12 protein-coding genes are annotated in these 15700 nt (G+C 42.0%); 11 read left to right on the forward strand and 1 reads right to left on the reverse strand.

The window, feature by feature from the left end; translation table 11 throughout:
• Positions 1-146: 146 nt before the first annotated feature.
• The 6 genes from ABDV70_RS13285 to ABDV70_RS13310 all read left to right on the forward strand — a co-directional run bounded on the left by ABDV70_RS13285 (position 147) and on the right by ABDV70_RS13310 (position 7821).
• Positions 147-1364: an aspartate aminotransferase family protein gene (locus ABDV70_RS13285; RefSeq protein ID WP_343598431.1), complete on the forward strand. Its 1218-nt coding sequence runs from the start codon at positions 147-149 to the stop codon at positions 1362-1364.
• A 14-nt stretch (positions 1365-1378) separates the two neighbouring features.
• Positions 1379-2413 (forward strand): arginine N-succinyltransferase, encoded by a 1035-nt coding sequence (gene astA / locus ABDV70_RS13290; RefSeq protein ID WP_343598415.1) that lies wholly within the window; start codon positions 1379-1381, stop codon positions 2411-2413.
• 14 nt (positions 2414-2427) lie between these two features.
• On the forward strand, positions 2428-3900 hold the full coding sequence (gene astD, locus ABDV70_RS13295; protein ID WP_343598416.1) for a succinylglutamate-semialdehyde dehydrogenase: 1473 nt from the start codon (positions 2428-2430) through the stop codon (positions 3898-3900).
• 18 nt (positions 3901-3918) lie between these two features.
• Positions 3919-5265, forward strand: coding sequence for an N-succinylarginine dihydrolase (gene astB, locus ABDV70_RS13300; RefSeq protein ID WP_343598418.1), 1347 nt, complete (start codon positions 3919-3921; stop codon positions 5263-5265).
• A gap of 8 nt (positions 5266-5273) precedes the next feature.
• Positions 5274-6257 carry a succinylglutamate desuccinylase gene (astE, locus tag ABDV70_RS13305; protein ID WP_343598433.1) on the forward strand — a complete coding sequence of 328 codons (984 nt, stop codon included), beginning with the start codon at positions 5274-5276 and terminating at the stop codon, positions 6255-6257.
• A 79-nt stretch (positions 6258-6336) separates the two neighbouring features.
• Positions 6337-7821, forward strand: a complete 1485-nt coding sequence (locus ABDV70_RS13310) for an amino acid permease (RefSeq protein ID WP_343598419.1) — start codon at positions 6337-6339, stop codon at positions 7819-7821.
• Positions 7822-7957: 136 nt separating this feature from the next.
• Here ABDV70_RS13310 and ABDV70_RS13315 read toward each other — a convergent pair whose 3' ends face one another.
• Complete coding sequence (locus tag ABDV70_RS13315; protein WP_343598421.1) at positions 7958-9289, reverse strand: aspartate aminotransferase family protein; 1332 nt, start codon at positions 9287-9289, stop codon at positions 7958-7960.
• Between the two features lie 101 nt (positions 9290-9390).
• Here ABDV70_RS13315 and ABDV70_RS13320 point away from each other — a divergent pair, with 101 nt between their 5' ends.
• From ABDV70_RS13320 to ABDV70_RS13340, 5 genes are all read left to right on the forward strand, one after another.
• Positions 9391-10296, forward strand: a complete 906-nt coding sequence (locus ABDV70_RS13320) for a LysR family transcriptional regulator (protein WP_343598423.1) — start codon at positions 9391-9393, stop codon at positions 10294-10296.
• A 193-nt stretch (positions 10297-10489) separates the two neighbouring features.
• Positions 10490-11344 (forward strand): MurR/RpiR family transcriptional regulator, encoded by an 855-nt coding sequence (locus ABDV70_RS13325; protein ID WP_343598425.1) that lies wholly within the window; start codon positions 10490-10492, stop codon positions 11342-11344.
• A 9-nt stretch (positions 11345-11353) separates the two neighbouring features.
• Positions 11354-12637: a Zn-dependent hydrolase gene (locus tag ABDV70_RS13330; protein ID WP_343598426.1), complete on the forward strand. Its 1284-nt coding sequence runs from the start codon at positions 11354-11356 to the stop codon at positions 12635-12637.
• A gap of 170 nt (positions 12638-12807) precedes the next feature.
• Positions 12808-14136 carry an MFS transporter gene (locus tag ABDV70_RS13335; protein WP_343598427.1) on the forward strand — a complete coding sequence of 443 codons (1329 nt, stop codon included), beginning with the start codon at positions 12808-12810 and terminating at the stop codon, positions 14134-14136.
• Between the two features lie 62 nt (positions 14137-14198).
• Positions 14199-15542, forward strand: a complete 1344-nt coding sequence (locus tag ABDV70_RS13340) for an amidase (protein ID WP_343598429.1) — start codon at positions 14199-14201, stop codon at positions 15540-15542.
• Positions 15543-15700 lie beyond the last annotated feature (158 nt).

Below are 15700 nucleotides of genomic sequence, written 5' to 3' on the forward strand. Positions count from 1 at the left end.
CACGGAATAGTTTTTGTGATTGGTATGGCCGTTTTAGTTGAATGGATTAACTAAAACACAAGAAATATCATTGGTTTATAACCAATGGTGTGTCTTGTTTGGTGCATAAAATGAAATTGGCTATTTTTAAAAAAACAGAGGTCAAAATGAAACAGCCAATGACTGTAACACGTAGCAATTTTAACGACTATATGGTTCCTGTATTCGCCCCCGCAGATTTTATTTTAGTTCGTGGCGAAGGCGCTCGTGTCTGGGATCAGCAAGGGAAGGAATATGTCGATTTCGCTGGCGGGATTGCCGTGAATGCTTTGGGTCATGCCCATCCTGTTGCAGTAAATGCCTTAACTGAACAAGCACAAAAATTGTGGCATATCGGAAATGGTTATACCAATGAACCTGTCTTGCGTTTAGCACAACAATTAACAGAAGCCACATTTGCCGATAAAGTTTTCTTTGCTAACTCAGGGGCAGAAGCCAACGAAGCGGCATTAAAACTGGCACGTAAATATGGCAATGACAGTGGTGTCGAAGGTAAAAACCGTATTTTGGCATTTAATAATGCGTTTCATGGTCGTACCTTATTTACCGTCACTGCGGGTGGCCAGCCGAAATATTCACAAGATTTTGCACCTTTACCAGAAGGTATTGAGCATGTTGCCTATAATGATTTGGCAGCAGCAGAAGCCGCAATGAGTGAGCAGACTTGTGCGGTCATCGTAGAGCCGATTCAGGGTGAAGGCGGTGTTTTACCTGCCGATGTTGAGTTCTTAAAAGGCTTACGTGAGCTATGTGATCGTCACAATGCGTTATTAATTTTTGATGAAGTCCAAACGGGTGTGGGTCGTACAGGTTCGCTATATGCCTATATGAATAGTGGCGTGATTCCTGATGTCCTCACAACAGCAAAAGCTTTGGGCGGTGGTTTCCCTGTAGGTGCGATGCTGACCACAGAAAAATTAGCACAAGTATTAACTGTTGGTTCACATGGCACAACCTATGGTGGTAATCCATTAGCAAGTGCCGTTGCAAGTGCCGTGTTTGGTTTTATTAATACGCCAGAAGTACTTGATGGCGTGAAGCAACGCCATGCCCGATTCATCGCTGGATTAGAGAAAATCAATGCACAATATGCCGTGTTTGAACAAATCCGTGGGGTCGGCTTGTTGTTAGGCTGTGTTTTAAAAGAAAAATATGCGGGTCAGGCAAAACAAATCACAACTTTGGCCGCAGAAGAAGGCTTACTGACATTGATTGCCGGTGCTAATGTGGTTCGCTTTACGCCAGCATTGATTATTTCTGAACAGGATATTGATGAAGGGTTGCAGCGATTTGAACGTGCAATTGCTCGATTCGTTCAAGCATAAAGGAGGGTCATTTTATGATGATCATTCGCCATGCAGAGCATCGGGATCTGGACGATATCTATACGCTTTCAACCAAAGCAGGAACAGGTCTAACCTCGTTACCCCCCAATAAAGAAATTTTGTCAGCCCGAATTGAGCGTACCCGTAACACGCTCAATGGCGAAGCAAGTAAACATGAACAGGGATATTTGTTTGTACTGGAAGATCAGCAAACAGGCCGTGTGGTTGGTGTGAGTGGCTTGGAAGTGTCACTGGGTTTGACTGAGCCTTGGTATAACTTTCATGTCGGAACACAGGTTCATGCCTCAAAGGCCCTGAATGTTTATAAAGTTTTACCGACGCTGTTTTTAAGTAATGACCATACCGGGTATAGCGAATTATGTACGTTATTCCTTGACCCTGATTATCGTCACAGCAATAACGGTAAATTTCTCTCTAAAATTCGATTTTTATTCATCACCGCTTTTCGTCAGTTTTTTGAACGTCGTTTACTGGCTGAAATGCGTGGTGTGTCTGATGAAGTCGGCAGATCTCCATTCTGGGAGGGTTTAGGAAAGCACTTCTTTAATATGGACTTTTCTACTGCTGATTATTTAAGTGGCATTGGGCAAAAAGTCTTTATTGCTGAGCTGATGCCACGTTATCCCTTATATATCGATCTATTGCCAGACAATGCACGAAATGTGATTGGCAAAGTTCATCCGCATACCTTGCCTGCCTATCGTGTACTTGAGTCTGAAGGTATGCGTTATCAGGGATATGTCGATATTTTTGATGGTGGTCCGACCATTGAGGCTGAATTAGATGACTTACGTGCAGTCAAAGACAGCTGTTTAATCTCCGTTCGAGTCGGTGATGCACCTACCAATAAACAGGAATCGAACTATCTGGTTGCCAATGATGCCTATTATGATTACCGCGCCATTTTATTCCATGGAACTGTCTCTGATGATGGGATTTATTTGACGGCGGAGCAGGCACAGACATTGGATGTCAAACAGGGACAATCGGTACGGGTATTGGTTTTAAATAACCCGACTACGGTATAAGAAGGGAATCATAAATGACACAGCATTCTTTATTGATTGATGGTATCTGGGTCGCGGGACAAGGTGCATTATTACAAAAAACACAACCCGTGAATCAGGAACTAATCTGGGAAGGAACAACTGCAAGTGCAGCAGATGTGGATGCCGCTTGTCTGGCAGCTCGAAAAGCTTTCCCATCTTGGGCACGGCGGAGTCTGGCAGAGCGTGTACAAGTGGTACAGCAGTTTGCATCGTTACTGGAACAGCATAAGGCACAGCTTGCCACCATTATTAGCCAAGAAACCAGTAAACCCTATTGGGAAACGCTAACTGAAGTTCAATCCATGATTGGGAAAGTGGCGATTTCACTACGTGCTTATGAGCAGCGTACAGGTGAAAGCCAAACGCCTATGGCAGATGGAGTGGCATCGTTACGACATCGTCCTCATGGCGTATTGGCTGTGTTCGGGCCATATAACTTTCCAGGACATTTACCGAATGGACATATCGTCCCCGCATTGATTGCAGGGAACAGTATTGTTTTTAAACCAAGCGAGCTTACCCCGTGGACTGCCGAAGAAACGGCAAAATTGTGGCAACAAGCAGGCTTGCCACATGGTGTGTTAAACGTGGTGCAAGGCGGACGGGAAACAGGTGAAGCACTGGCAGGACACCCTGAAATTGATGGGTTGTTGTTTACGGGCAGTGCTAACACGGGCTATCACTTGCATCGTCAATTGGCAGGTGCACCTGAGAAAATTCTGGCATTGGAAATGGGCGGTAACAATGCTCTGATTATTGATCATGTTGAAGATGTTGATGCTGTCGTGAATTTGGCGATCCAGTCGGCATTTATTTCGGCAGGTCAGCGCTGTACCTGTGCGCGCCGTATTTTAGTCAAGCAGGGCACACAAGGCGATGCCTTTATTGAACGCTTTGTTGAAGTCGCTAAAAACTTGGCTGTTGGACAATGGGATGCACAGCCGCAACCGTTTATGGGCGGTGTCATTTCATTACCAGCAGCGCAGCGTATGTTGCAGGCACAGCAACAATTACTGGATTTGGGAGCAACTGCATTACTTCGTATGCAGCAGCCACAGGCGGACAGTAGTTTATTAACAGCAGGAATTTTGGATGTCACAGCGATTCAAAATTTACCTGATGATGAATATTTTGGGCCAATGACCTGTATTCAGCGTTATCAGGATTTTGACGAGGCTGTGGCTTTGGCAAATGCCACCCGTTTTGGTCTGGCAGTCGGTTTGGTGTCCCCGCAACGTGATTTATTCGAGCGTTTATTGATTGAAGCACGAGCAGGGATTGTGAACTGGAATAAACCATTAACAGGCGCATCTAGTGCTGCACCATTTGGTGGGGTCGGTGCATCAGGAAATCATCGGGCGAGTGCCTTCTATGCGGCAGATTACTGCGCATGGCCAATGGCATCACTCGAAAGTGAACAACTGACTTTACCTGAAAAATTATCTCCTGGGCTTGTGTTGCCATAAATTCCAAAGGAAATCGACATGTTAGGATACGAAGTTAATTTTGACGGTCTGGTCGGGCCGACACATCACTATGCTGGCTTATCATTTGGTAATGAGGCATCGACCAAGCACAGCAATAATGTTTCCAACCCAAAACTGGCAGCCAAACAAGGTTTATTAAAAATGAAGGCGCTGGCAGATCTTGGTTTAAAACAAGGGGTGCTGGTACCACAGGAACGTCCTCATTTACCACGGTTGCGTCAACTGGGTTTTCAGGGCAATGATGCACAAGTTCTGGCGCAGGCTATGAAATATGCACCACAACTACTATCTTCCCTGAGCTCTGCATCGAGTATGTGGACTGCCAATGCCGCAACGGTTTCACCTTCGGCAGATAGTGCTGATGGACGGGTACATTTTACTGCGGCAAATCTGAACAACAAGTTTCATCGTTCGATTGAAGCTGAAACCACTTCACAGGTCTTGCAGGCAATTTTTAACAATCAGCGCCACTTTGCGCATCATGAAGCTTTGCCACAAGTAGCGTTGTTTGGTGACGAAGGGGCAGCGAACCATAACCGTTTAGGCGGGGATTACGCCAAGCGTAGTGTGCAAGTTTTTGTTTATGGTCAGCAACATTACGGTGGAGACGTTGCCCCGCAGCGTTATCCTGCACGACAAACGCGTGAAGCCAGTGAAGCTATTGCCCGTTTGCATCAACTAGATGGGCAACATACGGTATTTGTACAGCAACATCCCGATGTCATCGATCAGGGCGTTTTTCATAACGACGTGATTGCGGTGAGTAACCAGCAAGTCCTGTTTCATCACCAACATGCGTTCTTGAACCAGCATCAGGCACTTGATGAAATTCGCCGTAAAATGGCAAGTATTGAACAAGAGCTGATTGCTATTGAAGTCCCAAGTGACCGTGTTTCTGTTGCCGATGCAGTGCAAACCTATCTGTTTAATAGCCAAATTTTGACTCGTCCAGATGGTGGCATGAGTATTATTGTTCCTGAAGAATCTCGTCAGAACCCGCAAGTTTGGGCTTATCTCAATGACATGATTCAGATGGGAACACCGATTGATGACATTAAAGTCTTTGATCTGCGTGAAAGTATGCGCAATGGTGGCGGGCCTGCTTGCTTGCGTTTACGTGTTGCGCTGAATGAACAGGAACTTGCGGCAGTCAATCCTAAAGTTTTGATGAATGATGTCTTGTTCGTGACTTTAAACCAGTGGGTAGACCGCCATTATCGTGATCAGTTAACCCAGCATGATTTGGCAGATCCGCAATTGTTGATGGAAAGTCGAACAGCACTAGATGAATTAAGTGTCATTCTTGGATTAGGTTCAGTCTATCCATTTCAGCAACAAGGATGATGATGATGATGTCTGATTTTTTGTCTTTGATTTTGCAGAATAAAACTGCACCACAGCAAAAAGGCAGAGATCAGGGTTTTACGTGGCAATGGTTAGGAGAAGGGGTACTCGCCCTGACTCCCGATCAGGGTTATGACAAGGCCGTTGTGATTTCTGTGGGTATTCATGGTAATGAAACAGCACCAATTGAATTGCTAGATAAAATTGTCACAGATCTATTTTCAGGACAAATTCCTTTAACGGTTCGTTTACTGTTAGTTTTAGGCAATCCTGAAGCGATTCGACAAGGTGTTCGCTATGTCGAAGGTGACTTAAATCGAATGTTCCTTGAAGGATGGACATCGTTTGAGTCAAGTAATGAAACGGCACGAGTACAACAGTTACAACAATCTGTGACTGAGTTTTTTGAGGCAAGTGATACACAGGCCGTGCGTTATCACTACGATTTACATACTGCGATTCGAGCATCGTTACTCCCTACATTTGGTTTGTTACCACAAACTGAGCATGGTTTTGATGATGATTTTCTACAATCGCTTGATGCGTCTGAACTTGATGCAATTGTGCATCATCAAACGATGGGGAAAACATTTACCCAGTTCACTACCACGGCACTACACGCCTCGAGTTGTACACTGGAGTTGGGTAAGGCACTGGCTTTTGGTCAGAATGATTTACAACAATTTCAGGCAATTGATTGCGTTTTACGTCGAGTGATCAGCAATCAATCCTTGCTGATACGTCAAAAATCCGCATTACGCCATTTTAAGGTGGAATATTCTTTACTTAAACAAAGTGATGATTTTCAACTTTTTGTGGCAGATGATGTACCGAATTTTACCGAGTTTGAACAAGGCATGTTGTTATGCACACAGCAGCATGTAGAAACACGTGTGCAACATCAGCGCGAATGGATTCTATTTCCAAATCCCAAAGTCAAAACTGGATTACGCGCAGGACTAATGTTAACGGAAATGACCGCATCTTCTTAAAAGAAGGTGTTTCTGTGACATCAAAAAAGTAAGGACACTTTATGGATTGACAGCATCATGCTGTGCTTAGGAGAGCGTTATGGGTCATAAATTAATAGACAATGATAACCATTTGCCAATGGGCGAAGGTGACTTGTTAAGTGGTCATCCTACCGATGAAGAACATACACTAGATCGGGCATTGTCGAATCGGCATATCCAGTTAATTGCAATTGGGGGGGCAATTGGTACAGGGTTGTTTATGGGCTCGGGGCAGACCATTGCATCCTCAGGAACATCGGTTCTACTGACCTATATGATTGTGGGTTTTTTCTTCTTTTTTGTCATGCGGGCAATGGGGGAGTTACTTTTATCTAATACCAACTATAAATCTTTTGTCGATTTTGCAACGGCTTACCTTGGACCTTGGGCAGGTTTTTTTCTAGGATGGTCGTATTGGCTGAGTTGGGTAGTAACGGCAATTGCGGATATTATTGCCATTGGCGGCTATATGCAGTTTTGGTATCCGGGTTTACCTGTATGGATACCTGCGTTAGGAACGATTGGAATTTTAACGACTTTGAATTTGCTCACCGTCAAAATGTTTGGTGAAACAGAGTTTTGGTTTTCCATGATTAAGATTATTGCCATTATCTCTTTTTTGATTTTAGGTATTGTCTTGATTTCAACTCAGTTTGTTTCACCAAATGGTGTTCAAGCTTCTCTGGCGCATATTACTGATAAAGCATCTATTTTACCGCATGGATTGACTGGGTTTTTAAGTGGTTTTCAAATGGCAGTTTTTGCTTTTCTAGGGATAGAGCTGGTTGGGACAACTGCTGCAGAAACTAAAAACCCTGAAAAATCATTACCTAAAGCAATTAACTCGATTCCTTGGCGTATTCTTCTATTTTATATTGGTGCGTTGATTGTCATCATTTCTGTGACATCTTGGCAACATATTGACCCGAACCAAAGCCCTTTTGTCGCGCTGTTCAAACTGGTTGGATTAACTGCTGCGGCATCTGTTGTCAATTTTGTGGTTCTTACATCGGCAATGTCATCAGCCAATAGTGGGATTTTTGCAACGAGCCGTATGTTATATGGCTTGGCTGTAGAAAAAGATGCACCAAAACGCTTTGCACAACTATCGAAAGGTAAAGTGCCTATTCAGGCGATTTTGTGTTCAATGGCTTGTGTTGTGGTTGGGACATTGATTCTGTTTGTTACCCCAAGTGTGATGTCTGCATTTACCATTGTGACCGCATTTACCTCTATTTTGACTGTGTTTGCGTTTGCCATGATTTTATTGTCCTATCTGGCTTACCGCAAACAACGTCCAGACTTGCATGAAAAATCTGTTTATAAAATGCCTGGCGGTATTTTCATGAGCTGGGCAGGGATTTGCTTTATGGTGTTTGTTGTTGGAATTCTTTGTTTAGATCATGACACGAGGATTTCATTGTTTGCATCGCCAATCTGGTTTATTGGATTATTTATTGCATATAAATATCGTAGTAAACGCTATCAGGAACGTACATGGATTTTAGAGCACGGCCGCCGAATTGAGCAGGAAGAGTATTAAATTTAAGACCAAATCTTGATGGGACGCTGCTTGCAGATGTTTATACCATTGGGGGAAATCCTAAGATTTCGGTTAGAAAGAATATAGATTAGGGGTGAAAAAAATGCAGTCACACGACTGCATTTTTTCTGAAAAATTAAACCGTTTTTTGTAATTGCTCGCCAATGGCATCAAATAGACGCTGCAAATCTTGTACTTTTGAATTAAACATCGGGCCAAACTGCAAGCCATCACCCCCAAAGCGCACGTAAAAACCAGCTTTCCATAAGGCTGTACCGACTTCAAATGGACGGACGGTTGCATCGCCATCACGCGGTTGTAATTGAATTGCACCGATCAAGCCGCAGTTGCGAATATCCACGACATGCTTTGCCTGTTTTAAGCCATGAATGAGCTGTTCAAACTCAGGCGCAAGCGCATAAGACTGTTCAATCAGTTGATCTTTTTCTAATAAATCCAATGTTGCCAATGCCGCAGCACATGCTACAGGATGCGCTGAATAGGTATAACCATGCGCAAACTCGACGGCATGTTCAGGTAAATCCTGTTGCATGAATGTGTTATAAATTTCACTGGATGTCACTACACCGCCTAATGGAATTGCGCCATTTGAGACTTGTTTTGCAAAATTTAGAATATCGGGAGTGACCCCAAAATATTCTGCGGCTGTCCATTTCCCCATCCGGCCAAAACCTGTAATCACTTCATCAAAAATCAATAAGATATTGTGTTGATCACAAATTTCACGCAGACGTTGCAAATAGCCTTTTGGTGGAATGATAGCACCTGCTGAACCCGATACAGGCTCTACAATTAAGGCCGCAATATTGGAAGCATCGTGCAGTTCAATCAGTTTTAAAAATTCATTGGCGAGTTCGACACCACCTGTTTCCGACATGCCTTTGGTAAATTGCTGATTGGGTTGTAAGGTGTGGGGAATATGGTCAACATCCATAAACTGCCCGAACATCTTACGGTTACCGCCAATTCCACCCAAACTGGTACCTGCCAGATTTACACCATGATAGCCTTTGGCTCGACCAATAAATTTGGTTTTGCTGGCTTGACCTTTGATTCGCCAGTAGGCTTTCGCCATTTTTACCGCAGTATCGGCACATTCGGAGCCTGATCCTGTAAAAAAAACATGGTTTAAAGACTCTGGCATTAATGACGCAATTTTGTCAGCCAAGCGGAATGAAAGGGGATGACCAAATTGGAAACCTGGCGAGTAATCTAAGGTGCTTAATTGCTGAGCAACGGCTTGCTGGATTTCAATTCGGGTGTGTCCTGCACCGCACGTCCATAATCCTGATAATGAATCATAAATTTGGCGACCATCAGCATCAATCAGATAGTGATCTTTGGCTGCAACGACAAAGCGAGGATCTTTGGCAAAGTTGCGGTTTGCACTAAAAGGCATCCAGTGGGCAGAAGAATAAGTTGCATCGTAATCTTGGGTTGTAAACATGAGGGCATCCTGCAATTCGTAATAATTTGAGCTTACAATGCGCAGTTAGATAGGATAAATTTAAATCAACTTAACTTTAGTTATGAAAAAACTCACCTAAAATGAAAACAAAAAATGTCAGTCAAATTACCGATTTTGATCTCAAATTATTGCGTGTTTTTAAGGTTGTAGTGGCGTGTGGTAGTTTTGCCTCGGCAGAAAGTGTTTTGGGTATTACCCGTTCTGCAATTAGTTTGCATATGAGTGATTTAGAGAAACGCCTAGGAGTGCGGTTGTGTCAACGAGGGCGTTCAGGTTTTGCACTGACTGAAGAAGGGCGTGAGGTTTTACGTTATAGCGAAATTTTATTTGCATCATTGGAAGATTTTCGGCAACAGGTGAACCAAATTCATCAGCATCTAAAAGGTGAGTTGAATCTTGGCATTATTAATAATTTGGTGACACAGCCGCAAATGAAGATCACCTCGGCATTGTCAGAACTATCCGAAGCCAGTCGAGATATTCGAATTCATCTTAGTATGAGTACACCGAGTGAAATCGAACGGGGGGTGTTAGAAGGGCGTTTGCATGTCGGGGCATTGCCGATGATGCAGCCACTTTCAGGGCTGGATTATTTCCCTTTATATGATGAAACCTGTTTTTTATATTGTAGTCAGCAACATCCGTTATTTGATGTCGCCACAGAAATCGATGTTAAACAATTGCAGCATTGGGATGCAGTGATTCCCAATTATCGGATGAACACTCAAGCTATGGTATTGCAACAACGCTTAAAAGAGTCTGCAACAGCCAGTGATCGGGAAGGGATTGCCTTTTTGATTTTGTCGGGGCGATTTGTGGGTTTTTTACCTGACCACTATGCCAAACAATGGGTAGATCAAGGCATGATGAAAGTAATTTTGCCAGAGCAATTGGTATTTCAGTCTGAAATTTCAGTGGTGACACGTAAAGGACGGCATCCGAACCTGATTTTGGAGTTGTTTTTAGAAAAGTTGAAGGCTATGTAAAAGGATAGGGCTTTCGTTAAAAAATAGTGCATTTCAGACAACATCTGCATAAAAAAGTTGCACATAAAATAATCTTGTTTGATGGTGAAATTTTAGAAAGTCGTTTAATGAATTATAAAATATAGAAAAAATAATTTGGCACACTTGTTGCAAATATCTAAATCATGAAACAAAAGTTTCTTAAGGAACATTCATGGTTAAGCAAGATATTCATCAAAAAATCCTTGAGCTTGGCAATTCTCTTACTGAAAGTGAAACACGTTTAGCACAAGTTGTTTTGGAAAATATTCACCAACTCGCAGCGTATTCTGCAACGGAACTTGCTGAACTTGCCCATGTCTCTAAAGCGACCGCGGTGCGCTTTTTTAAACGTCTTGGCTACGGCTCTTTTAGTGAATTACGCTTGCGTGCACGAGAAATGAAAGATACCGCATCTCCTCTGTATCTGATGATGGAAGATAAATACGAAAAGAATGGTCTTGGGTATATCGAACAACATGTTTCGAATGAAATTTATAATATTGCACAAACATTTGAACAGCTTGACCCATTAAAGCTCAAACACGCTATTTCGATGTTAAAGCAAGCACGCCGAATTTATGTGGTCGGATTTAGAAGTAGTCGTCATTTAGCACATTACATGTGGCTGTTGTTGACTCAGGTTCGAGAGGACGTTGTTTTAGTACCTAATAATAACGGATTGCATTTAACCGAAGAATTGGTCGATTTAGGTTCAGAGGATTTGGTTTTAATGATGGATTATCGACGACGCGTCAAGCTGATTCGGCAAATCGCTGAACATGCCGTTATGTGTCATGCAAAGGTGCTACTTTTTACGGATTTATCTTCTTCTGAGCTTCCAACTCATGCTGATTTGACCCTGCGGACTTTCACCAAAAGTACAGGGATGTTCGACTCTTACACCGCCATTATTTCTCTTATTAATGCGTTATGCACACAAGTTGCATTTGAGCAGCGCGAGTTTACCCAAGCGCGCTTAAATAAAATTGAACAACTCCATGATCATTATCAGGATTTAGATATTTAAGAGGTCACGATGAATACAGTAATACGATTAGATCGGCAACCTGCTGAACATATAAGTGCTTCGCTCAAGATTAACATTTCCCGTTTGAATCAACGCATTCTCGAATTAGCACAGGTGGGTGCGATTGATGGAGGTGGTGTATGCCGTTTGGCATTGACCGAGGAAGATAAACAAGGACGAGATTTAGTCATTGAATGGATGAAAGCATTGGGTTTATCCGTTTCAATTGATGCGATTGGTAATGTGGTGGGTATCCGTGAAGGCCTTGAAGATTTACCACCTGTCATGACGGGTTCTCATATTGATACTGTACGCACGGGTGGAAAATATGATGGTAATTTGGGGGTACTTGCAGGGCTAGAAGTTATTGCAACTTTAAATGATGCACAGATTCAAACAAAACATCCTATCGCAGTTGCATTTTTCACGAATGAAGAAGGTGCTCGATTTCCACCTGACACGATGGGCAGTTTAGTTTTCCAAGGAGAATTGGACTTACAAGCGGCCTATGACACAGTAGGGATTGATGGCACAACGGTATATGAAAATTTAAAAACCATTGGCTATATCGGAGAGGCACCAGTTGGTCATCCGAAAATCCATGCATTTATAGAATTACATGTCGAACAAGGCCCAGTATTAGAGCACGAGGGACTGCAACTCGGTGCGGTTACAGGTGTTCAAGGGATTCATTGGGTTGAATTTACGATTGATGGAATATCAAACCATGCCGGTACAACGCCTATGCAGTTAAGGCATGATGCCGGTATGGTTGCGATGCAGATTGCAACGATGGCTCGTCGTTTGGTTAAACAGGTAGGACAAGGACAATTGGCGACTATCGGGCAAATTAAATTTACCCCTAACCTTGTGAATGTAATTCCCAATAAGGCGGTTTTTACCCTTGATATTCGTAATACAGATCAGGCAGTTTTAGATCATGTCTATCAAGAGATTATGCAATTTGCCAAACAAGCTGCTTTAGATGAAGGAGTACATCTATCTGTACGTGATCTTGCAAAATCAGCACCAGTTCATTTTGACAATCGTATTGTTCAGCATATCGAAAACCTCGCCAAACAAAGTCATCTTTCTGTGAAAAAAATGCCAAGTGGTGCAGGGCATGATGCTCAGGTTATTTCAGAGGTTTGTCCGACAGGAATGATTTTTGTTCCAAGTGTTGCGGGTTTATCACATAACGTAAAAGAATTTACACATTTACAAGATATTGAAAATGGAGGGAATATTCTCTTAAAAGTACTGTATGACCTTGCCAGTGGGGAGGTGATTTAAAACCAGCAATTCAAATTTAAAAAATCGTTATATCCCTGTTTTCAAGTATTGAAAGAAGTATGGAAAGAATACGCACTTTCAGACTGTTGTTTACCGATATCCACCCTTTTAAAAAGTAAAGGCAGCGCTCTTTGCTTTGACTTCAGTTTGATTCAAAGAGGAATAAGATTATGGCGGGTTCTCTACACGGTTCAAAATTTAGATATTCAATTTTCGCTTTATTATTTTCAATTGCATTGATTAATTATATTGATCGGGGTGCTTTGCCTTTTGCAATTAATGATATTTCACATGAATATGGATTTAGTAAGGTTCAAATTGGTGCTGTTCTTGGATATTTCGGATTTGGATATTTAGCAGGAGCTTTATTTGGCGGAGTCCTTGCAGATAAATTTGGTACGAGAAAGGTTTGGCTGATTGTTGGTATTTTATGGTCTGTTGTTGAAATTTTGACAGCTTGGGCTGGGAATATAGGTACTTTTTTCTTTGGCTCAGCGCTCATGGGGTTCGCACTGATCCGCGTTATTTTTGGGCTTTGTGAAGGGCCTGCCTATCCACTCATGAGTAAATCAATTGCAGACTGGTCGCCAAAGAAAGAAAAAAGCCTTTCGTTAAGTTTTGGGCTGGTGAGTACACAGGTGGGTGCGTTATTGACATCGCCTATCGCCGTGTTTTTGCTCATGGTGACAAAAGACTGGCGAGTGATGTTTGTATGTTTGGGCGTGCTTTCCATTATTTTTATGTTGATTTTTTATGTTGTTTTTAGAAATACGCCTGAAGAACATTCAAAAGTATCTGCAACTGAGCTGGCATATATTAAACAAGACCGAGAACAAGAATTAAATGCTGACAAATTACCATGGTGGTCTTTCTTTAAAAATAGAACATTGATGTTGAACGCTTTTGGTTATTTCACCTTCTTGTATATTACCTTCACTATTGTTTCGTGGGGACCAAAGTACTTACAGGATACTTTTCACTATAATTTAAATTCTCTTTGGTATATTGCCATGATTCCGTGGATTGGTTCGACCATTACTGTCGTTTTGGGTGGCTATATCAGTGATTATTTGTACCGTCACTTTAACTTAAAAATTGCACGTAATGTCTTCGCCTGTGTGATGTTATGTCTCACTGCAGCTTGTTTTGTGCTCATTCCACAAATGACATCTGCCACATCGATTATTGCCTTAATTGCGTTAGGGAATGCCTGTAATGCGATGGTCAATAATGTTTATTATTCCGTGATTATTGATGTTTCTCCGAATGCAAATGTGGGTTCATTTTCAGGATTTACACTGGCAATAGCAAACCTTGCATCCATCATTGCACCAATGCTTTCAGGCTGGTTAGCACAGTACTATTCATACAATGCCATTTTTTATGCAACGGCAGGAATCGCGCTGTTTAGTATGTGTTGCATGATGTTGATACAGCCTGAAAAAAGAATTCAATTGCCTGCGACCAAAATGGGCAAAGCATTACCACTGACACATTAATTATAGTATGAAAAGGAGGTATTTCAGGGTGCTGAGATACTTATCCTTTTATAGGGGAACTCATGATGAATCATTTCGATGCTTTAGCATTATCACAACAGTTTCAGCATAAACAGTTAGATCCTGTTCGTTTACTTGAACAAACTTTTGAAAAAGTTTCCCATACTTGCAATGTATTTATTTCATTATGCCAAGAACGAGCATTTCGTGAGGCATTGGCAGCAAAAGCGAGATGGGATGCTGGGCAACCATTGTCATTGCTTGATGGAGTTCCACTATCTTGGAAGGATTTATTTGATATCAATGGTTATCGTACAACTGCAGGGTCACAAGTTTTAGCGGATGACCCTGCTAAAATGCAAGATGCTGATTTGGTCTTAAAATTGGCTCAGATAGGGATGGTTTCTGTTGGGAAAACTAATCTTTCAGAATTTGCCTATTCTGGGTTAGGGTTAAATCCGTATTTTGGCCATCCACAAAATATTTATGATTCACAATGTATTGCGGGTGGGTCTTCGTCTGGAGCAGCGATATCCGTGGGTCATGGTTGTGTCCCTATTGGTATGGGAACAGATACGGCTGGTTCAATACGAATCCCTGCCGCTTTTAATGGTTTGGTAGGGTTTAGAAGCAGCCATGATCGTTACTCAAAACGAGGGGTATTTGAGTTATCCAAAACATTAGATACTTTGGGCCCACTTGCGACAAGTGTTCGAGACTGTATAGCGCTTGATCAGTCTATTTTGGGAAAAAATTCTTTTGATTTACCCATTCCCCAAGGCGATTTTAAATCGATTCATTTTGTTGTGGATGTACGTATTTTAGAACACAGCAGTATTCAGCCAGCAGTAAAATCAAATTTTGAAAAGAGTATAGCTAAGCTTGAACAAGCGGGATGTCATATTGAGTATCGTCCAATAGATGCTTTCCAGAAAAGTTTAGATTTAGTTGATCAGGGATTATGGTTGGGTGCAGCCGAAGCATTTACACGGCATGAAACATTACTCAATTCACCAGATGCGACAAAAATAGATCAACGAATTCGAACACGGCTAGAACGGTCTCGAGGTTTTTTGGCATCAGAACAAATAAAACTTTATTTTCTTCAACAAGAACTCAAACAAACGATTCAGAAATCGTTAAATGGTTCGATTCTACTCACTCCGACAGTGGCGCATACAGCACCTCAAATACAGCCTTTAGAAGAAAATGAGGCATTGTTTTTTGAAACTAATATGCGAACTTTACGTTTAACAATGCCAGGTAGTTTTTTAGATATGCCAGGCATTACGTTACCAAATGGTTTTGCTGAGAATTCACTTCCTACAGCAATTTTACTTTCCTCATTTTCTGGCGATGATAGTCAGCTATTACGAATTGCACATCGGGTAGAAGAAATTCTTTAAAAGAATAAAAAAAGCTGCCTAAATCGGCAGCTTTCAGACTGCTGACAAAGGTTGTTCCCACAAGGACAACCTTTTTCTATAATGGAAAGATGCTGAAATCTAACTCGACCCAACAAGAAATTGAGATGGTGACACTCGATAGCCTCGTGCCCAAAGAT

The organism is Acinetobacter sp., from assembly GCF_039596015.1.
In the GTDB taxonomy this organism is placed as follows: domain Bacteria; phylum Pseudomonadota; class Gammaproteobacteria; order Pseudomonadales; family Moraxellaceae; genus Acinetobacter.